Below are 20,041 nucleotides of genomic sequence, written 5' to 3'. Positions count from 1 at the left end.
CGGCCGATCGCCTCGTCGTGCCCGCGCTCGCCGCCGAGCGGAATCTGTCGGTGCCCCGTCGTAGGCTCTCATCATGCGACCAGTGACCGATCTCGAGCGCCGGGTGGCGCCCTTCCGGGTCGTCTCCGACTACCAGCCCTCGGGCGACCAGCCGGCCGCGATCGCGGAGATCTCCCGGCGCATCGAGGACGGCGTCAACGACGTGGTGCTGCTCGGTGCGACCGGCACCGGCAAGACGGCCACCGTGGCGTGGGTGGCCGAGCAGCTGCAGCGTCCGGTGCTGGTGCTGCAGCCGAACAAGACCCTCGCCGCGCAGTTCGCCAACGAGCTGCGCCAGCTGTTCCCGAACAACGCGGTGGAGTACTTCGTCTCCTACTACGACTACTACCAGCCCGAGGCGTACGTCCCGCAGACCGACACCTACATCGAGAAGGACTCCTCGATCAACGACGAGGTGGAGCGGCTGCGGCACTCGGCGACCAACTCGCTGCTCACCCGGCGCGACGTCATCGTGGTCTCCACCGTCTCCTGTATCTACGGCCTCGGCACCCCGCAGGAGTACGTCGATCGGATGATCCGGCTCAAGGTCGGCGAGGAGCACGACCGGGACTCGGTGCTGCGCCGTCTGGTCGAGATCCAGTACACCCGCAACGACCTCTCCTTCACCCGCGGCACCTTCCGGGTGCGTGGCGACACCCTGGAGATCTTCCCGGTCTACGAGGAGCATGCCGTCCGGATCGAGTTCTTCGGCGACGAGATCGAGCGGCTGATGACGCTGCACGCCGTGACCGGCGAGGTGCTGACCGAGGACGAGGAACTCTACGTCTTCCCGGCCACCCACTACGTCGCCGGCCCGGAGCGGATGGAGCGAGCCATCGCCGGCATCGAGTCCGAGCTGGCCGAGCGATTGGAGACCTTCGAGAGGCAGGGCAAGCTGCTGGAGGCGCAGCGGCTGCGGATGCGGACGACGTACGACGTGGAGATGATGCGCCAGGTCGGCTCCTGCTCCGGGATCGAGAACTACTCGATGCACATCGACGGACGCACCCGCGGCTCGGCGCCGAACTGCCTGCTCGACTACTTCCCCGAGGACTTCGTCCTGGTCGTCGACGAGTCCCATGTCGCGGTGCCGCAGATCGGCGGGATGTACGAGGGGGACATGTCCCGCAAGCGCAACCTGGTCGACCACGGCTTCCGGCTGCCGAGCGCGATGGACAACCGGCCACTGCGCTGGGAGGAGTTCCTGGACCGGATCGGGCAGACCATCTATCTCTCCGCCACCCCGGGCGACTATGAGCTCGACAAGGTCACCGGTGCCGACGGCCGGGCGGACGTGGTGCAGCAGATCATCCGACCGACCGGCCTGGTCGACCCCGAGGTGGTGGTCAAGCCGACCAAGGGGCAGATCGACGACCTGATCGGCGAGATCCGGGCCCGGGTGGACAAGAGCGAGCGGGTCCTGGTCACCACGCTGACCAAGAAGATGTCGGAGGACCTCACCGACTATCTGCTCGACGCCGGCATCCGCACCCGCTACCTGCACTCCGAGGTCGACACCCTCAAGCGGGTCGAGCTCCTCCGCGACCTGCGGTTGGGCGAGTTCGACGTGCTCGTCGGGATCAACCTGCTGCGCGAGGGACTCGACCTGCCCGAGGTGTCGCTGGTCAGCATCCTGGATGCCGACAAGGAGGGCTTCCTGCGTTCGGACAAGTCACTGATCCAGACGATCGGCCGGGCGGCCCGCAACGTCTCCGGGCAGGTGCACATGTACGCCGACCGGATCACGCCGTCGATGGAGCAGGCGATCGAGGAGACCAACCGTCGTCGCGCGATCCAGATCGCCTACAACACCGAGCACGGCATCGACCCGCAACCGCTGCGCAAGAAGATCGCCGACATCACCGAGATGCTGGCGCGGGAGGACGAGAGCACCCAGCAGCTGCTGGAGACCTGGGCGGGGACCGAGGCGAAGGGCCGCGCCGGGAAGGCCGGTCGGGGTGCGAAGGCGCCGACGCCGATGCTCGGCGACGCGGCCGCGCAGGCCCGCGAGCACGGCCTGGTCGGCCTGCCGAGCAGCGACCTGGCCCAGTTGATCTCGGATCTGACCGAGCAGATGAGGGGCGCCGCCGCGGAGCTGCAGTTCGAGGTGGCGGCGCGGCTGCGCGACGAGATCTCGGAGCTGAAGAAGGAGCTGCGTCAGATGCTCGCCGCGACCCAGTGACGCGGCCGGCCGCCGCGGCACCGGCTCGGGCCGTCTCGCGGCGGATGGGGGATGGCCGTCACAGGGACGTCACCTCCTAGGATGCGAGGCGTGGTGAGCGATGACCTGCGCGGTGGCCCTCGCGCCTGGCAGGTCTGGGGGATCGGACTCTCGGTCTACGTGCTCGCCGTCTTCCACCGCAGCTCGTTGGCGGTGGCGGGGTTGGTGGCCACCGACCGGTTCGGCATCTCGGCCGGCCAACTGGCGACGTTCACCATGCTGCAGCTGCTGGTCTACGCCGGGATGCAGATCCCGGTGGGGCTGCTGGTCGACCGGTACGGTCCGCGGACCGTCCTGACCATCGGCGCGCTGGTGCTCTCGGTGGCGCAGGCCGGGTTCGCGTTCGCAGACTCCTACCCGCTCGCGCTGCTCGCCCGCACGTTCGTCGGGATGGGCGACGCGATGACGTTCATCTGCGTGCTGCGGCTGGTGAGCTCGTGGTTCCCGCTGCGCCGGGTGCCACTGGTCTCCCAGCTCACCGGCAACATCGGACAGCTCGGCGCGCTGGCCGCCGCGGTGCCGATGACCTGGGCGCTGGGGCACCTCGGGTGGACGGCGGCCTATCTGACCGCGGCCGCGATCGGCCCGGTGCTCGTCGTACTGGTCCGGCTGCTGCTGGCCGACGATCCGGAGCATCGTCACCGTCGCGGGAGCGCGCTCTCGCCCAGCCAGGTGCTGACCACGCTGCGCGACTCCTGGCGCCAGCCCGGCACCCGGCTGGGCTTCTGGGTGCACTTCAGCACCCCGTTCAGCGCGACGATGCTCTCGCTGCTGTGGGGCTACCCGTTCTTCGTCAAGGCCGAGCACCTCTCCTCCGGCCTGGCCGGGACCCTGGTGAGCCTGCTGGTGGTCGCCAACATCGCCGGCGGACCGGTGATGGGGTGGCTCGCCGGTGCCCATCCGTGGCACCGCTCCTCGGTCGCGCTCAGCGTGGTCGGCGCGATCGTGCTGATGTGGACGGTGGTGCTCGCCTGGCCGGGCCGGCCACCGGTGCCGGTGCTCGTGCTGCTGGTGCTCGTCGTCGGCTGCGGCAGCCCGGCCTCGATGATCGGCTTCGACGTGGGCCGCACCAGCAACCCGTCCACCCGGCTCGCCAGCGCGAGCGGCATCATCAACCAGGGCGGCTTCGTGGCGGCCCTGCTGGTGGTGGTCGCGGTCGGTTGGGTGCTCGACTGGCGTACGCCGGGCGGCGGCAACGGCTACACCACCTCGGCGTTCCGTTGGGCGATGAGCGTGCAGTACCTGGCCTGGGCGCTCGGCCTGGTGCAGATCTGGCGCTACCGCCAGATCGTGCGTCACCGGGTCGGCCGGGCCGGCGTGGACGCCGGCTCGACGATGATCGACGACTACCGCTGAGCGTGGCGCCGAGCCGGTCAGCTCCGGTCAGCTCCGGTTGGCGCGGGTGAGGGTCAGCCCGACCAGCCGGGAGACCACCAGCGCGACGTAGAAGACCCCGGCGACCTGTTCCAGGATCACCACCGAGCGGGCATGGGCCAGCACCGGGGAGAAGTCGGCGAGCCCGACGCTGGTCAGGCAGGTGAACGACATGAACAGCAGCTCGAACCAGGCCTGGTGCGTGCCGAACGACCCCGGCCAGATCGCCTGGATGCCGGAATAGGCGTAGGCGAACCCCCACGCCACCACGGTGAACGCCGCCGCGGTGGCGAACAGCTCGTCGCGGGTCACCACCTCGTCGTGGAAGAGGTAGCGGATCAGGCCGTAGGAGACCAGCAGGTAGAACGGCACATGCACCGCAGCCGAGGCGATCGCCACCCAGGCGGTGGCCGGCGCGAGCGACTCCCAGATGGCGAGCACCGTGCACGGCAGCGCCAGCACCGTCACCACCCAGGTGACGATCGGGGTCATCCGTACCGAGAGCACGGCCGTCACGATCACCGCCGTCTGCACCACGCCCAGGATGGCGCGACCGGCGGTGGTCCCGTCCAGGAACGGGTAGCCGAGCACCAGCGCGAGCTGCGCGGCCAGCAGGTTGGCGTTGGGATGGGTACGGACGGCGTACGCCGCGCGTCGGAGCCGGTGCGCGGGCGCTGGTGAGGGCTGCGGCACGACCTCACCCTAGAACGGATCGCTCGCCCGGTCGGCCCGCCTGTGCGCCGAGAGATGGCGCCGGCGGGCCATGGCGTCGGCGGACTCGGGCGGATCCAGGCTTAGCATCGGAGCGTGACCCAGATCACGACAGCGGATCTCGCGATCGTCGGGGCGGGCCCGACCGGGCTGTTCGCGACGTACTACGCGGGCTTCCGCGGGCTCTCGGTCGTGGTGGTCGACTCGCTGCCCGAGCTCGGCGGCCAGATCACCGCCATGTACCCGGAGAAGCAGATCCTGGACGTCGCCGGCTTCCCCTCGGTCAGCGGCCGTGACCTGGTCGCGGGACTGGTCGAGCAGGCGGCGAGCGCCGAACCGGCCTACCTGCTCTCCCGGACCGCGACCGGGCTGAGCGTCGACGAGACGGGCATCGGCCTCGACCTGGACGACGGCGGCCGGATCGAGGCCGGGGCACTGCTGATCACCGCCGGCATCGGCACCTTCGCGCCGCGCCCGCTGCCGGCCGCCGACGGCTGGGTGGGGCGCGGGGTCGACTTCTTCGTGCCGAGCCTCGCGGCGTACGCCGACAGCGACGTCGTGGTGGTGGGCGGCGGTGACTCGGCGCTGGACTGGGCCGTCCACCTCGAGCCGGTGGCCCGCTCGGTGACGCTGGTGCACCGCCGCGACGCCTTCCGCGGACACGAGCGCAGCGTCGCGCGGCTGCGGGCGAGCAGCGCCCGGATCATCACCGAGGCCCAGGTCAGCGAGCTGCGTGCGGCCGCCGACGGTGGCTGGCTGGCGGAGGTCGACGTGGTCCGGGCCGGCGAGGTGGAGACGCTGGCGGCGCAACGGCTGGTCGCGGCGCTCGGCTTCATCGCGGACCTGGGCCCGATCCAGGAGTGGGGGATCGCCACCGACCACCGGCACGTGGTGGTGGACGAGCAGATGGCGACCTCGCTGCCGCGCGTCTTCGCCGCCGGCGACGTGGTCGAGCATCCGGGCAAGGTGCGGCTGATCGCCGTGGGGTTCGGCGAGGCGGCGACGGCGGTGAACAATCTCGTGCCGGTGCTGCGGCCCGGCGCCCATGTCTTCCCGGGCCACTCGAGCGAAGGAAGCTGAGCCGGGCAGGTTAGGGTTACCGGTGAGTCACCAGTCGTCGAGAGGACCCCGGATGCGGATCGCGCTGCTGTCCTACCGCAGCAAGCCTCACGTCGGTGGACAGGGCGTCTACGTCCGGCACCTCAGTCGCGAGCTGGTGCGCCTGGGTCACGACGTCGAGGTGTTCTCCGGGCAGCCCTACCCGGAGCTGGACGAGGGTGTGCGCCTCACCGCGGTGCCGAGCCTGGACCTGTACGCCGAGCCGAACCCGTTCCGCAATCCGCGTCTCGGCGAGCTGCGCGACCTGGTCGACGTCGAGGAGTGGCTGCGGATGCGCACCGGCGCGTTCCCGGAGCCGCTGACCTTCGCACGCCGGGTCCGCCGGGTGCTGGCCCAGCGGCGCGCCGACTTCGACATCGTGCACGACAACCAGACCGTCGCCACGCCGCTGCTCGGCCTCGAGGCGCTCGGGCTGCCGCTGGTGACCACCATCCACCACCCGATCTCGTTCGACCGCCGGATCGAGCTGGCCAGCGCCACCACCCGGATCAAGCGGCTCGGCGTACGGCGCTGGTACTCCTTCGTCCGGATGCAGGCGCGGGTGGCCCGCCGGCTCGGCCGGATCATCACCGTCTCGGAGAGCTCCAAGAGGGACATCGCCGGCGAGTTCGGCGTCGAGCCGGCGCGGATCACGCCGATCCTGCTCGGCGTACCGGAGGCGTTCGTCCCGCCACCCGCCGACCGGGCACGGGTGCCGGGCCGGATCCTGGCGATGGCCAGTGCGGACGCGCCGCTGAAGGGCGTGCGGATCCTGCTGGAGGCATTCGCCAAGCTGCGGACCGAGCGGGACCTCGAGCTGGTGCTGGTCTCCCGGCCCACGCCGGGTGGGCCGACCGAGCAGCTGATCGAGCGGCTCTCGATCAAGGGGTCGGTCCGGTTCGTGCACGGTCTGCGCGACGCCGAGCTGGTCGAGCTGATGGGCTCGGCCGAGGTCGCCTGCGTGCCGTCGCTCTACGAGGGCTTCTCGCTGCCGACCGCGGAGCTGATGGCCTGCGGCACGCCGCTGGTGGCCTCGCGCACGGGCGCCATCCCGGAGGTGGTCGGGCCGGACGGGCTCTGCGCCGATCTGGTCGCCCCCGGGGACGTCGGCGAGCTCGCCCAGGCGCTGGCGGCGCTGCTGGACGACCCGGAGCGCCGTCGGCGGTACGGCGTGGCCGGCCGGGCGCGGGTCGAGGAGCTGTTCAGCTGGCGCGCCGTGGCCGAGCAGGTGGTGGGCGTGTACGACGAGGTCGTCGCCGAGTTCGAGGAGAAGAGATGCTGACCGTTGACTTCGACCGGCTGGGTCTGCGCCCCGGCGAACGGGTGCTGGACATGGGCGCCGGGGCCGGACGGCACGCCTTCGAGATGTACCGCCGCGGGGCCGACGTGGTCGCCTTCGACCGGGACGCGGACGAGCTGGCCCGGGTCAACGAGTGGTTCTGGGCGATGAAGGAGGCCGGCGAGGTGCCCGAGGGCGCCGAGGCGGCCACCAAGGAGGGCGACGCGCTGGCGCTGCCGTTCGCGGACGGCGAGTTCGACCGGATCGTGGCCGCGGAGGTGCTCGAGCACATCCCGGCGGACATCCAGGCGATCGAGGAGCTGGCCCGGGTGCTCCGCCCGGGCGGCACGCTGGCGGTCTCGGTGCCGCGCTGGTTCCCCGAGATCGTCAACTGGAAGCTCTCCGCCGCCTACCACAACGTCGAGGGTGGTCACATCCGGATCTACACCGCCGAGGAGCTGATCGACAAGGTGACCAAGCGCGGTCTGGAGCTCACCGGCAGGGACCATGCCCACGGACTCCACTCGCCGTACTGGTGGCTCAAGTGCGCGGTCGGGGTGCACAACGACACCCATCCGCTGCCGAGGGCCTACCATCGGCTGCTGGTCTGGGAGATCGTCCAGCAGCCGCGGGTGCTGCGCTGGGCCGGTGCGGTCCTCGACCCGCTCATCGGCAAGTCGCTGGTGCTCTACTTCCGCAAGCCGCATCAGGATGCGAACGGGTGAGGAAGCAGTCCTACGTCGAGGGCGTCCTCGACCCCAGCGAGCTGCGCGCGACCGCGCTCTCGATCGCCCGCCAGCAGGAGCCGAGCGGCGCGATCCCGTGGGTGGCCGGCCAGCACACCGACATCTGGAACCATGTCGAGGCCGCGATGGGGCTGCTGGTCGGCGGCCTGGTCGAGCAGGCCGAGGCGGCGTACCGATGGGCGGCGAGCATGCAGCGCCCCGACGGGTCCTGGCCGATGCGGATCGAGCAGGGCGTGGTGACCGAGCCCCGGGGCGAGTCCAACATGTCGGCGTACCTCGCGGTCGGGCTGTGGCACCACTGGCTGATCCGACGCGATCGCGCCTTCGTCGACCGGCTCTGGCCGCATGTGCGGGCCGGGCTGGACTGGGTGGTGGCGCTGCAGCAGAGGTTCGGCGGGATCGCCTGGACTCCCGACGACGACTTCGCCCTGCTGGCCGGCGGCTCCTCGATCTATCAGTCGCTGCGGGCCGGCGTCGCGCTCGCCGATCTGGTCGACGACCCGCAGCCGGAGTGGGAGCTGGTCGGCGGCCGGCTCGGGCACGCGCTGCGGACTCACCGGGACCTGTTCGCCGACAAGTCGACGTTCGCGATGGACTGGTACTACCCGGTGCTGGGTGGTGCGGTCACCGGCGAGGACGGTGCCGAGCTGCTCGCCGGCAGATGGGACGACTTCGTGGTGCCGGGGCTGGGCGTGCGATGCGTGGACACCAACCCCTGGGTGACCGGTGCCGAGACGTGTGAGCTGGTGCTGGCCCTGGACAACCTCGGCGACCATCGGCGGGCGCTGGGGGTCTTCGAGCAGATGCAGCATCTGCGCGCGCCGGACGGCGGCTACTGGACCGGTTGGGTCTACGCGGATCCGGCCCACCCCAACGACAACCCCGACGTGGTGTGGCCGGCCGAGCACTCGACGTTCACCGCGGCGGCGGTGCTGCTCGCCGCCGACGCGTTGGGTGCGCACTACGGTGCGGCCACCACGGGCTCGGGGATCATGCGCGGACGCGGGCTCGGTGCGGTTTTCGCGGAGCTGGCGCTGGAGTGCGGATGCGCCCAGACGTCGTCCCGGGCGGGTGTGGCCGAGTGACGGCGGCCGTCGCTGCGTCCTGACCGGCGCCCTTTCTGCCGGTGGAGCAGCGAGCGTCAGCGAGCCGGCGTTCCGTTACTCGACCGACGAGGGAGCGGAGCGATTGCTGGTCGAGTGGCGAGCGCCAGCGGGGCCGTCGCGCCGGTTGCGGGGCGAGCGCGAGTGGCGCATCAGCACCCGCATCGAGCCGACCGCGTCGACCTCCTCGAAGTCGCCGCTGGCCAGGGCGGGCAGGTAGATCTCCTCGTACGGCGGCCGGCCACCGTCGGCCGGGTCGGGGAAGACGTCGTGGATGACCAGCAGGCCGCCGGGCATGACGTGCGGCGTCCAGCCGCGGTAGTCGTCACGGGCCGGCGCGACACCGTGGCCACCGTCGATGAAGAGCAGGCTGAGCGGCGTGCGCCACCACCTGCTCACCCGCGCGCTGGGCCCGACCACGCCGACGACCGTCTCCTCCAGGCCGGCGTCTTCGATGGTCCGCCGGAACAGGGGCAGCGTGTCCATCCGGCCGCTGTCCGGATCGACCAGATTCGGGTCGTGGTGCTCCCACCCCTCCTGGTTCTCCTCCGATCCGCGGTGGTGATCGACACAGAAGACGACGGCGTCCCCGCCGACGACCCGTGCCGCGGCACCGAGATAGATCGCCGACTTGCCGCAGTAGCTGCCGACCTCGAGTGCCGGCCCGTGCGGCAGCCGGTCGACGGCGTACCGGAAGAGGGTCAGGCCCTCGTCGGCCGGCATGAAGCCGGTCGCGGCCACCGCCCGGCGTTCGAGTTCGGCAGGCATGACGAGCGGGTCCACCCGGACACCCTATGCTGGCTCGGACAAGTCTCGCGGACGAGGAACCCGGTGCGACTCCGGGGCGGTTCCGCCACTGTGAAGGCCCGCACGAGATGCAGCACGGGCCCAGCCAGACACTGGCCGCGGGACCTCCGCCGACCAGGGGCGAGAACCCCGAGGAGAGACGTGCCGACCATCGCCCTGCTGTCCACCTCCGACACCGATCTGCTCTCCGCACGAGCCAGCGGTGCCGACTATCGGTGGGCCAACCCCGCGCGTGCCGCCGATCTCGATCTGCGGACGCTCGTCGCCGGCGCCGACCTGGTGCTCGTCCGCCAGCTGGGCTCGCCGCACGAGCTGTGGACCGGGCTGGCCGGCCTGCGCGACCGGGGCACGCCGATCGTCGTCCTCGGCGGAGAGCAGTCGCCGAACGCGGAGCTGATGGAGCACTCCACCGTCCCGATCGGCATCGCCGCGCAGGCGCACCACTACCTGGCCGAGGGCGGCCCGACCAATCTCGCGCAGCTGCACGCCTTCCTCTGCGACACCGTGCTGCTCACCGGCGAGGGCTTCGAGCCGCCGCAGGCCGTCCCGACCTGGGGATTCGCCGAGCGGTCGGGGTCGGCGACCGGTGCGGCCCGCGTCGGGATCCTCTACTACCGTGCCCACGAGACCAGCGGCAACAGCGCGTTCGCGCACGCGCTCGCGGACGCCGTGGACCGATCGGGCGAGGCGGTCGGACTCCCGATCTTCGCCGGCTCGCTGCGCTCGGCCCCCGACGATCTCTTCACCGCCCTCGCCGACCTGGACGCCCTGGTCGTCACGGTGCTCGCCGCCGGCGGCGCGACCCCGGCCAGCGCGAGCGCCGGCGAGGACGACGGCGCCTGGGACGTCGAACGGATCGCGGCGCTCGGCATCCCGGTCCTGCAGGGCCTCTGCCTCACCTCGAGCCGTGCCGACTGGGCGGCGTCAGACGAGGGAGTCACTCCGCTGGACTCGGCCAGCCAGATCGCCATCCCGGAGTTCGACGGCCGCATCATCACCGTGCCGTTCTCCTTCAAGGAGATCGACGATCAGGGGCTGCCGCGCTACGTCGCCGATCCCGAGCGCTGCGACCGGGTGGCCAGGATCGCCGTCAACCACGCTCGTCTGCGTCGCCTCCCGAACGCCGAGAAGCGGATCGCGCTGATGCTCTCGGCGTACCCGACCAAGCACTCCCGGGTCGGCAACGCGGTCGGCCTGGACACCCCGGCCTCGGCGGTCCGGCTGCTGCGTCGGCTGCGGGCCGAGGGGTACGACGTCGGGGACGGCTTCGGCGTCCTCGACCTGAGCGATCAGATCGAGGGGGGTGACAGGGGCGACACCGTCGCCGGCGACCGCCTCATCCATGCCCTGATCGCCGCCGGCGGGCAGGACGAGGAGTGGCTCACCACCGCGCAGCTCACCGACGCGCACGTGCGGATCGGTCGGGGACAGTACGACGCCTGGACCGCCGACCTGCCGGCGGACCTGCGCGAGCAGGTGGTGCAGGCCTGGGGCGAGGCGCCGGGCTCGCTCTTCGTCAACGACGACCAGGAGCTGGTGCTCGCCACCCTGCAGGCCGGCAACGTGGTCATCATGATCCAGCCGCCGCGCGGGTTCGGGGAGAACCCGGTCGCGATCTACCACGATCCCGACCTGGCGCCGAGCCATCACTACCTGGCGGCGTACCGCTGGCTGCGTGCCGACCGTGCCGAGGGCGGCTTCGGCGCGCACGCCGTGGTGCACCTCGGCAAGCACGGCTCGATGGAGTGGCTGCCGGGCAAGAACGCCGCGCTGTCGGCCTCGTGCGCCACCGACGCCGCGATCGCGGACCTGCCGCTGGTCTATCCGTTCCTGGTCAACGACCCGGGCGAGGGTGCCCAGGCCAAGCGGCGCGCCCACGCCACCATCGTCGACCACCTGGTGCCGCCGATGGCGCGCGCGGAGACGTACGGCGACATCGCTCGGCTGGAACAGCTGATGGACGAGCACGCCAACATCGCCGCGATGGACCCCGGCAAGCTTCCCGCCATCCGCGGCGAGATCTGGCAGCTGATGCGCACCGCGGAGATGCATCGCGATCTCGGTCTCACCGAACGCCCCGAGGACGAGGAGTTCGACGACTTCCTGCTGCACGTCGACGGCTGGCTGTGCGAGATCAAGGACGCCCAGATCCGGGACGGGCTGCACGTCCTCGGTCAGGCGCCCGACGGGGAGGCGCGGGTCAACCTGGTGCTCGCCATCCTGCGCGCCGCTCAGGTCTGGGGCGGCCAGGACCATGCGGTCCCCGGGCTGCGCACCGCGCTGGGTCTCGATACGCCGTCACTCGTCCCTCGCGCCGGCTACTCGACCGACGATGGTGCGGCCGAGCGTGTCGAGACCCGCGCCGCGACCGACGCGATCGAGGCCGAGGCCCGGGCACTGGTCGAGGCGATGGAGAAGGCGGAGTGGGACCCGGCCGCCGCCGACGCACTGCACGCCGACCCGGACGTGCGCGGTGTGCTGCGCTTCGCCGCCACCGAGGTGGTGCCGCGCCTGAACCGGACCACCGAGGAGCTCGACGCGGTGCTGTGCGCGCTGGCCGGCGGGTTCGTCCGGCCGGGACCCTCCGGGTCGCCGCTGCGCGGGCTGGTCAACGTGCTTCCCACCGGGCGCAACTTCTACACCGTGGACCCGCGGGCGGTCCCCTCGAGGCTCGCCTGGCAGACCGGTCAGGCGATGGCCGACTCGGTGATCCAGCGCTACCTCGAGGAGACCGGCGAGTATCCCGCCTCGGTCGGGCTCTCGGTATGGGGGACCAGCGCCATGCGGACCAGCGGCGACGACATCGCCGAGGTGCTGGCGCTGTTGGGGGTGCGGCCGGAGTGGGACGAGGCCTCGCGCCGGGTGAGCAGCCTGACCGTCGTACCGCTCGACGAGCTCGGCCGGCCCCGCATCGACGTCACGGTCCGGATCTCCGGCTTCTTCCGCGACGCCTTCCCGCACGTGGTGGCGATGCTCGACGACGCGGTCCGGCTGGTCGCCGAGCTGGACGAGCCGGTCGAGCAGAACTATGTCCGTGCGCACGCCCGGGCGGACCTGGATCGGCACGGCGACCTACGGCGGGCGACCACCAGGATCTTCGGCTCCAAGCCCGGCTCCTACGGCGCCGGTCTGCTGCAGGCGGTCGAGTCCGGCAACTGGCGCGACGACGCCGACCTCGCCGAGGTGTACACCGCCTGGGGCGGCTACGCCTACGGCCGCGACCTGGCGGGCGAGCCGGCTGCCGAGGAGATGCGCGCCAACTACCGGCGGATCAAGGTGGCGGCCAAGAACGTCGACACCCGCGAGCACGACATCGCCGACTCCGACGACTACTTCCAGTACCACGGCGGCATGATCGCCACCGTCCGTGCGCTCACCGGCGAGGCGCCGGCGGCCTACGTCGGCGACTCCACCTCGCCCGACCAGATCCGGACCCGGACCCTGGCCGAGGAGACCAACCGGGTCTTCCGTGCCCGGGTGGTCAACCCGCGCTGGATCGGCGCGATGATGCGGCACGGCTACAAGGGGGCCTTCGAGCTCGCCGCGACCGTCGACTATCTCTTCGGGTTCGATGCCACCGCCGGAGTCGTGCACGACTGGATGTACCAGAAGCTCGCCGAGGAGTACGTGCTCGACCCCGAGCGGAACGCGTTCTTGCGCGAGTCCAACCCGTGGGCGCTGCACGGCATCGTGGAGCGGCTGCACGAGGCGGCCGAGCGTGGGCTGTGGGCCGAGCCGGACGCCGAGACGCTGGCCGCGCTGCAGCAGGCCTACCTGGAGGTGGAGGGGGAGCTCGAGGACCGGTGAGCCGGCTACACATCCTCGGGGTCGGGATGGGCCCCCAGCACGTCACCGTCGAGGTCGCGGAGGCATTGCGCGCGTGCGACTACGTGCTCGCCGCGCGGAAGGGCGCCGAGGACACCCTGCTGGCGCTGCGCCGGACCGTCTGCGCCTCCCACGGGGTGGAGCTGGTGGCGATCCCCGACCCCGAACGGGACCGGTCGGACTCGCTCGGCGCCGCCTATCCGCGCGCGGTGCGGGACTGGCACGACGCCCGGGTGGAGGCGTACGCCGACCTGATCGCGGCGCGGCCGGGCACGATCGGGATGCTGGTGTGGGGCGACGCCTCGCTCTACGACTCCAGCATCCGGATCGCCGAGGCGCTGGCCGCGCGCGGAGCGATCGAGGAGTACCGCGTCTGGCCCGGCGTGAGCGCGCCCCAGCTCCTCGCCGCCCGGCACCGGCTGGTGCTCAACGACGTCGGCGGCGCCGTCCACGTCACCACCGGCCGACGGCTCCGTGCGGCCGTCGAGGCGGGGCTCGACAATCTGGTGGTGATGCTCAACCGTCGTCTCGAGCTCGACGGCCTGGAGGACTGGTCGATCTGGTGGGGCGGCAACCTCGGCGCGCCCGGCGAGGAGCTGGTGGCCGGCCGGGTCGGCGACGTCCTGCCCGAGATCCTCGCCGCCCGCGCGCGGGCCAGGGACGCGGCCGGCTGGGTGATGGACCTCTACCTGCTCAGGCGGCCGTGATGGCCGGGCTGCTGATCGCCGGCACCACCTCGGACGCGGGCAAGAGCGTGGTCGTCACCGGGCTGTGCCGGGCGTTCGCCCGACGCGGGATCCGGGTGGCGCCGTACAAGGCGCAGAACATGTCGAACAACTCGGCGGTCTGCCTCGATCCGACCACCGGGGAGCCCGCCGAGATCGGGCGTGCCCAGTGGATCCAGGCGCTCGCGGCCGGTGCGGTTCCCGAGCCCGCGATGAACCCGGTCCTGCTCAAGCCGGGCAGTGACCGGCGCAGCCACGTGGTGCTGATGGGCCGGCCGGCCGGCGAGGTCTCCTCGGCCGACTGGGTCGACGGGCGCCGCGCGCTGGGCGAGGCCGCCCACGCGGCCTACGACGACCTGGCCGCCCGCTATGACCTGATCGTGGCCGAGGGGGCGGGCAGCCCGGCCGAGATCAACCTGCGGGCCGGCGACTACGTCAACCTGGGGCTCGCCCGGCACGCGGACCTGCCGACCGTCGTGGTCGGCGACATCGACCGGGGCGGGTGGTTCGCCGCGAGCTACGGCACCTGGGCGCTGCTCGAGCCGGCGGACCAGCGACTGGTGGCCGGGTGGATCGCCAACAAGTTCCGCGGCGAGCTCGCCCTGTTGCAGCCCGGGCTGGACGAGCTGCGACGCCGGACCGGGAGGCCGACGTACGGCGTGCTGCCGTGGCACCCGGACCTCTGGCTGGACTCCGAGGACGCCCTCGACCTGGTCGGCCGGCGGGCGGGCGTGGCCGGTGCACCCGGCGCCACCGGTGCACCCGGCGCCACCGGTGCGCCTGACGACACCGTCCGGCGAGTGGCGGTGGTGCGGCTGCCGCGGATCAGCAACTTCACCGACCTCGACGCGCTCGGACTCGAACCGGGTCTCGACGTCGTCTTCGCCTCCGACCCGCGCCGGCTCGCCGATGCCGACCTGATCGTGCTGCCGGGCACCCGTGCCACCATCGCCGACCTCGGCTGGCTGCGTGCCCGCGGCCTGGACGCGGTCATCCGGCAGCACGCCGGTGCCGGCCGGCCGGTGCTCGGGATCTGCGGCGGCTGCCAGATGCTCGGCACCACCATCGGCGACCCGGACGGCGTCGAGGGCGCCGCCGGCGCGGTGGTCGACGGTCTGGGTCTGCTGGACCTGGTGACCACCTTCACCGCGGCGAAGCGGCTGGCGCTGCACGAGCCGGCCGGCTACGAGATCCACCATGGCCGGATCGAGGGCGCGGTGGTCGACGGCCAGGTCGTCGCCGGACCGGTGACCGGCACCATGATCCACGGTCGGCTGGAGGACGACTCCGTGCGTGCGGACTATCTTGCGCGCACGCTCGGGGTGACCTCGACCGCCGGTTTCCCGGCGGCGCGGCAGGGTCGGCTCGACCTGCTCGCCGACCTGGTCGAGGAGCACCTCGACGTCGACGCGTTGCTGGAGCTGGCCGAGCAGGGAGTACGGCGATGAGGGTGCTGCTGCTCGGCGGCACCTCGGAGGCCAGGGCGCTGGCCGCGCTGCTGGTCGAGGACGGGGTCGAGGTGACCTCCTCGCTGGCCGGCCGGGTGGCGCGGCCGCGGCTCCCGGTCGGACCGGTGCGGATCGGTGGGTTCGGCGGGGTCGAGGGACTGCGTCGCGCGCTGGCGGACTACCAGGTGGTGGTCGACGCGACCCATCCGTTCGCGCTCGGGATGAGCGCCCACGCCGTCGCCGCCTGTGCGGCCGAGCGGCGGCCGCTGCTGCGGCTGGAGCGTCCGGGCTGGTCGCGGTGGCCCGACCAGTCGCGATGGAGCTGGGTGGACGACCACGAGGAGGCCGCCGAGACCGCGGCGCGCCTGGGCGAACGGCCCTTCCTCACCGTCGGTCGGCAGGAGCTGGCACGGTTCGTACCGAGGCTCGGCGGGCACCGCGTGCTGGCCCGGGTGGTCGACGTGCCCGAGCTCGACCTGCCGCCGCGATGGCGGCTGGTCACCAGCCGCGGTCCCTACCGCCTGCCCGGCGAGCTGGCCCTGATGCGTGAGCACGGGAGCGACGTGCTGGTCACCAAGGACTCCGGCGGCGACTACACCCGGCCGAAGCTGGACGCAGCCGCCGAGCTGGGCATCCCGGTGATCGTCGTACGGCGCCCGGCGGCGACGGACGGAGTGCCGGTGGTGCATCGGGTCGAGGACGCGGTCACCTGGCTGCGTGCGCTGCCGGAGTCGCGATGAAGGTGCTGGTGACCGGGGGAGTCAGGTCCGGCAAGTCCCGGCACGCGGAGTCGTTGATGCTCCGGTCCGCGCCGGTCGGACCGGTCACCTACGTCGCTCCCGGGCCGTCGGCCGAGGACGACGCCGACTGGGCGGCGCGGATCGCGGCCCACCGGGCCCGGCGGCCCGCGCGGTGGCGGACGCTGGAGAGCCACGACCTCGGCGCCGCCCTCGCCACGCCCGGGCCGGTGCTGCTGGACTGTCTGGGCACCTGGCTCGCGGCCATGCTCGACGACCACGACCTCTGGGACGCCCCGACCGCCACGATCACCGGGGCGGTCGACGCCGAGCTCGCCCGGGCGGAGCGTGCACTGCGCGAGCGGGTCGATCCAGGCATCCTGGTGACCAACGAGGTCGGCCTCGGCGTCGTGCCCGAGCACCGCTCGGGCCGGATCTTCCGCGACCTGCTCGGCACCGTCAACCAGCGCCTCGGCGCCGCCTGCGACGAGGTCCACCTGGTCGTGGCCGGGAGGGTGCTGGTGCTGTGAGCGCCGGCTCGGCGAAGCCGCCGGGTCAGTGGCCCGAGCGCCAGTAGCCGCAGAAGGCCACCGCGCTCTTCGGCGTACCCAGGCCGACCCAGTGTCGTCGGGCGGCCGCGACCAGCCCGGCCTCGCCGGCCGCCCAGCCGAACTCGGGCGCGGTCTCGATGCGCCGTACCGCCTCGATCGCGAGCTGACCGTGCGGCACCGGTCGTCCGGCGCGCGACGCCCAGGCGACCTCGACCCCGGCCGGCGCGGTCAGGTCGCGTCGGTCGGCGTCGGTGGGGATCTCGATGACCGCCGTGCCGGTCGCCTCCTCCGGCAGCCCGGCCAGGATGGCGGACAGCGCGGGCAGCGCGGTCTCGTCGGCGGCGAAGCAGAAGTGGCGCGCCGAGGGCGGCGGGGCGAACCCGATGCCCTCGTCGATGAGCCCGATCGGGTCTCCGGGCGAGCACTCGGTGGCCCAGCGGGCGGCCGGGCCGTACTCGCCGTCCGGGCCGCGGTGGAGCACGAACTCCAGATCCAGCTCGGGGTCCGCCTCGCCCGCGCTCGCACGAAGACCGCAGAAGGAGTAGCTCCGCATCAGCGGACGCTCGGTCTTGGCCAGGGTGAGGAACCTCAGGTACGAGCCCATGGTGAGCTTGCCGGGGACCTTCGCCAGCGCCGAGCCGTCGTCCACCGGGATGAACAGGCGACCCCACTGGTCGGCACCCTGCCACTCGAGCCGACGCAGATCCGGGCCGGCGACCGTCACCCGGACGAAACTGGGGGAGACCTGCCGGGCGCCGGCGACTCGCGCGACCATGAGATCGGTCGCCGCGGGCCGTCGGCCGAGCTTGGTGATGTTCTGCCGCGCCATGACCTTCCTTCCGCGTTTGTTAGGTAAGCCTAACATCGGGCTCGGCGGCCTCCGGTCCGCGACCGGGACCGTCCGGTCGCGCGAGGCGCCGCAGCATGTCGGCCGGATGGGATTTCTCACCCGAACCGACCGACGGGGATCCCGGTGTCGGTCGGTTAGAGTGGCGGGGCCGCGGTGCACGGGAAGCCGGTGTGAGGCCGGCGCGGCCCTCGCCACTGTAGCCGTCGAGCGAGGCGGTCCTTGCGGAGTTGCTCAGGCAGCTCCGGGCCACTGGGCGAGAGCCCGGGAAGGCCGGCCGTCGCGCGTTGACACGGAAGCCAGGAGACCGGCCACGGCGCATTCCGTTCCACGAGGGTTTGGAGAACCACGATGCGCGCACTACCCCTGCCTGCCGCTCTGTCCTCGGCGGCGCTCGCCACCGTCCTGGCGCTCGGCCTGACCGCCTGCACCGGAGCACCGGAGGCCGACACGAGCACCTCCGGCGACGCGAGCTCGGACTCGGCGTACCCGGTCACGATCACCAGCTGTGGCCACACCAGCACCCTGACCGCGCCGCCGGAGCATGCGGTCACGCTCAACCAGGGCGCCACCGAGGTGGCACTCGCCCTCGGTGTGGCGGACCAGTTGGCCGGCACCGCCTACCTGGACGACTCGATTCCGAAGAAGTGGCGGGCCGCCTATGACTCGGTGCCGGTGCTCTCCAAGGAGTACCCCACGCGGGAGAAGCTGCTCGCCACGCAGCCCGACTTCCTCTACGCCTCCTACAGCAGTGCCTTCGACGCCAAGGTCGCGGGCACCCAGAAGGAGCTGGACCAGGAGGGGATCGCCTCCTACCTCTCGCCGTTCGGCTGCGAGAACGAGTCCGCCCGTCCGGCGGCCAGCTTCGACGCGGTCTGGGACGAGGTGGACTCGGTGGCCGATGCGTTCGGCGTGCCCGAGCGAGCAGCGAAGCTGCGCACGCAGCAGCGCGCCACCCTCGACCGGCTCGGCAGCCAGGATGCCGGCCGGGGCCTGACGGTGCTCTGGTACGACTCCGGCACCAAGACGCCGTACGTCGGCGCCGGGCACGGTGGTCCCCAGCTCATCCTCGACGCCATCGGCGCGACGAACATCTTCGCCGGCATGGACGGGAACTGGGGTGACGGCAACTGGGAGAAGATCGTCGCCGCCGACCCCGATGTCATCGTCCTGGCCGACGCCAGTTGGGACACGGCCAAGGACAAGATCGCCTACCTGACCAAGGACCCGGCGCTGAGCCAGCTCACCGCGGTGAAGAAGAGGCACTTCGTCACCGTCCCGTTCTCGGAGTCGACCCCCGGCGTCCGGCTGGTGGACGGTGCCACCGCGGTGGCCAGGCAGATCACGGCGCTCGGTCGGTGACCGAGCGCCGGAGGTGGCTGTCGTACGTCGCGCCCCCGGCTGCCGCACTGGTCCTGCTCCTCAGCGTCGCGGTCGCGCTCGGCATCGGGCCGGTGCACGTCCCGGTGGACAGGGTGGTCGCCGTCGTGCTGCGCCGCGCGGGCTTCGGCGACTTCGGCGTCCGGCTGGTCGACGACCAGATCGTGTGGCAGCTGCGCGGGCCGCGCGTGGTCGGGGCGGCGGTGGTCGGCGCCGGGCTGGCGTGCTGTGGCGCGGTGCTGCAGACCCTGACTCGCAACGACCTCGCCGATCCGTACCTGCTCGGGATCTCCTCGGGGGCAGCGGTCGGGGCGGTGACGGTGATCGTCCTCGGGGTCTCGTTCGCCGGCCTCGCCGGATCGGCCGCCGTCACGGCCGCGGGCTTCGTCGGCGCGATGGCCGCGCTGGTCGCCGTACTCGTGCTGGCGGTGGGACGACGAGGCGCGCTCTCGCCCACGCGGACGGTGCTCGCCGGCGTCGCCGTCGCGCAGATCGGTGCCGCCTACACCTCGCTGATCACGATCCTGCGCGGCGATTCCGACGCTGCTCGGCGGGTGCTGAACTGGACGCTCGGCTCGGTGGCCGGACTGCGGTGGAACTCGACCCTGTTCTTGGGCATCGTCACGATCCTCGCGCTCGTCGTCTTCGGCTCGATGGCGACCCAGCTCGACGCCTTCGCGTTCGGCGAGACCTCGGCGCGCTCGCTGGGCGTCGCCGTCGAGCGCCTTCGCTGGACGCTGATGGTGGGCACGGCGCTGTTGACCGCCGCGCTGGTCGCCTACGTCGGTGCGGTCGGGTTCGTCGGGCTGGTGGTGCCACACATCGTGCGCGCGATCACCGGCCCGGGGCACCGGCTGCTGCTGCCGATGTCGGCGCTGGTCGGGGCGATCCTGTTGCTCTGGTCGGACACCCTGGCTCGCACCCTGGTCTCCGGCGAGGAGATCCCGATCGGCGTGATCACCGCGGTCATCGGCACGCCGTTCTTCGCCTGGTTGCTGCGCCGGACCGGGGACGGCCAGGCGGGGGTGGCCGGATGAGAAGCCCTATGTCAAGCCGCCCCGGTCTGGCTGGCGAGGAAGCGTTGCAGGGCGCGGTGTCGGGCGGGGTCGTAGGCGAGGTCGTCTTGCCAGCAGTGCCAGATGATGTGGAG

Annotated in this window: 16 protein-coding genes and 2 riboswitches; of the genes, 13 read left to right on the top strand and 3 right to left on the bottom strand. The window is 72.2% G+C overall.

Translation table 11 applies throughout. The annotated features are described in order from the left end of the window. Positions 1 to 73: 73 nt before the first annotated feature. Together uvrB and QM638_RS02445 are read left to right on the top strand one after the other, a co-directional pair. A complete protein-coding gene (gene uvrB / locus QM638_RS02450; protein WP_415140346.1) occupies positions 74 to 2,221 on the top strand; it encodes an excinuclease ABC subunit UvrB in 2,148 nt (715 codons plus the stop codon). A 90-nt stretch (positions 2,222 to 2,311) separates the two neighbouring features. Further along, positions 2,312 to 3,616, top strand: a complete 1,305-nt coding sequence (locus QM638_RS02445) for an MFS transporter (RefSeq protein ID WP_415140345.1) — start codon at positions 2,312 to 2,314, stop codon at positions 3,614 to 3,616. Between the two features lie 27 nt (positions 3,617 to 3,643). Here QM638_RS02445 and QM638_RS02440 read toward each other — a convergent pair whose 3' ends face one another. Further along, the gene (locus QM638_RS02440; protein WP_415140344.1) at positions 3,644 to 4,327 is read right to left on the bottom strand and encodes an ion channel; all 684 of its coding nucleotides are present in this window, start codon (positions 4,325 to 4,327) and stop codon (positions 3,644 to 3,646) included. Positions 4,328 to 4,441: 114 nt separating this feature from the next. Between QM638_RS02440 and QM638_RS02435 the strand changes: the two genes are divergently transcribed. Genes QM638_RS02435 through QM638_RS02420 form a run of 4 tightly spaced genes read left to right on the top strand, consistent with a single transcriptional unit; the run spans position 4,442 to position 8,553 of the window. Then, positions 4,442 to 5,425, top strand: a complete 984-nt coding sequence (locus QM638_RS02435) for an NAD(P)/FAD-dependent oxidoreductase (RefSeq protein ID WP_415140343.1) — start codon at positions 4,442 to 4,444, stop codon at positions 5,423 to 5,425. Positions 5,426 to 5,477: 52 nt separating this feature from the next. After that, positions 5,478 to 6,725, top strand: a complete 1,248-nt coding sequence (locus QM638_RS02430; protein WP_415140342.1) for a glycosyltransferase family 4 protein — start codon at positions 5,478 to 5,480, stop codon at positions 6,723 to 6,725. Beyond that, positions 6,719 to 7,447 (top strand): class I SAM-dependent methyltransferase, encoded by a 729-nt coding sequence (locus tag QM638_RS02425; protein WP_415140341.1) that lies wholly within the window; start codon positions 6,719 to 6,721, stop codon positions 7,445 to 7,447. Before QM638_RS02430 ends, QM638_RS02425 begins: the two co-directional genes overlap by 7 nt. Then, complete coding sequence (locus QM638_RS02420) at positions 7,444 to 8,553, top strand: prenyltransferase (protein ID WP_415140340.1); 1,110 nt, start codon at positions 7,444 to 7,446, stop codon at positions 8,551 to 8,553. The genes QM638_RS02425 and QM638_RS02420 overlap by 4 nt, the downstream gene beginning before the upstream one ends. A gap of 75 nt (positions 8,554 to 8,628) precedes the next feature. Here QM638_RS02420 and QM638_RS02415 read toward each other — a convergent pair whose 3' ends face one another. Then, positions 8,629 to 9,354, bottom strand: a complete 726-nt coding sequence (locus QM638_RS02415; protein ID WP_415140339.1) for a class I SAM-dependent methyltransferase — start codon at positions 9,352 to 9,354, stop codon at positions 8,629 to 8,631. Next, positions 9,353 to 9,494: riboswitch (cobalamin riboswitch) on the top strand. (Overlaps the previous gene by 2 nt.) A 25-nt stretch (positions 9,495 to 9,519) precedes the next feature. On the opposite strand from QM638_RS02415, the gene cobN reads away from it, so the two are divergent. The 5 genes from cobN to QM638_RS02390 are packed head-to-tail and all read left to right on the top strand — an operon-like array spanning position 9,520 to position 16,643. Further along, positions 9,520 to 13,185, top strand: coding sequence for a cobaltochelatase subunit CobN (gene cobN / locus QM638_RS02410; protein WP_415140338.1), 3,666 nt, complete (start codon positions 9,520 to 9,522; stop codon positions 13,183 to 13,185). Further along, a complete protein-coding gene (cobF, locus tag QM638_RS02405) occupies positions 13,182 to 13,910 on the top strand; it encodes a precorrin-6A synthase (deacetylating) (protein WP_415140337.1) in 729 nt (242 codons plus the stop codon). The genes cobN and cobF overlap by 4 nt, the downstream gene beginning before the upstream one ends. Next, positions 13,910 to 15,376 (top strand): cobyric acid synthase, encoded by a 1,467-nt coding sequence (locus tag QM638_RS02400; RefSeq protein WP_415140336.1) that lies wholly within the window; start codon positions 13,910 to 13,912, stop codon positions 15,374 to 15,376. Before cobF ends, QM638_RS02400 begins: the two co-directional genes overlap by 1 nt. Further along, on the top strand, positions 15,373 to 16,116 hold the full coding sequence (locus QM638_RS02395; protein WP_415140335.1) for a cobalt-precorrin-6A reductase: 744 nt from the start codon (positions 15,373 to 15,375) through the stop codon (positions 16,114 to 16,116). Before QM638_RS02400 ends, QM638_RS02395 begins: the two co-directional genes overlap by 4 nt. Then, on the top strand, positions 16,113 to 16,643 hold the full coding sequence (locus tag QM638_RS02390) for a bifunctional adenosylcobinamide kinase/adenosylcobinamide-phosphate guanylyltransferase (protein WP_415140334.1): 531 nt from the start codon (positions 16,113 to 16,115) through the stop codon (positions 16,641 to 16,643). The genes QM638_RS02395 and QM638_RS02390 overlap by 4 nt, the downstream gene beginning before the upstream one ends. 25 nt (positions 16,644 to 16,668) lie before the next feature. Here the strand turns inward: QM638_RS02390 and QM638_RS02385 are convergent, their stop codons facing one another. Further along, positions 16,669 to 17,493, bottom strand: coding sequence for a siderophore-interacting protein (locus tag QM638_RS02385; RefSeq protein WP_415140333.1), 825 nt, complete (start codon positions 17,491 to 17,493; stop codon positions 16,669 to 16,671). 155 nt (positions 17,494 to 17,648) lie between these two features. Then, a riboswitch (cobalamin riboswitch) is annotated at positions 17,649 to 17,842 on the top strand. Between the two features lie 20 nt (positions 17,843 to 17,862). On the opposite strand from QM638_RS02385, the gene QM638_RS02380 reads away from it, so the two are divergent. Beyond that, positions 17,863 to 18,873 carry an ABC transporter substrate-binding protein gene (locus QM638_RS02380; protein ID WP_415140332.1) on the top strand — a complete coding sequence of 337 codons (1,011 nt, stop codon included), beginning with the start codon at positions 17,863 to 17,865 and terminating at the stop codon, positions 18,871 to 18,873. Then, the gene (locus tag QM638_RS02375) at positions 18,870 to 19,928 is read left to right on the top strand and encodes a FecCD family ABC transporter permease (RefSeq protein ID WP_415140331.1); all 1,059 of its coding nucleotides are present in this window, start codon (positions 18,870 to 18,872) and stop codon (positions 19,926 to 19,928) included. The genes QM638_RS02380 and QM638_RS02375 overlap by 4 nt, the downstream gene beginning before the upstream one ends. The last annotated feature ends 113 nt before the right edge of the window (positions 19,929 to 20,041 follow it).

This window comes from Nocardioides sp., assembly GCF_047606145.1.
Classification (GTDB): domain Bacteria; phylum Actinomycetota; class Actinomycetes; order Propionibacteriales; family Nocardioidaceae; genus Nocardioides.
This window is presented reverse-complemented; position numbering and strand designations above follow the sequence as displayed.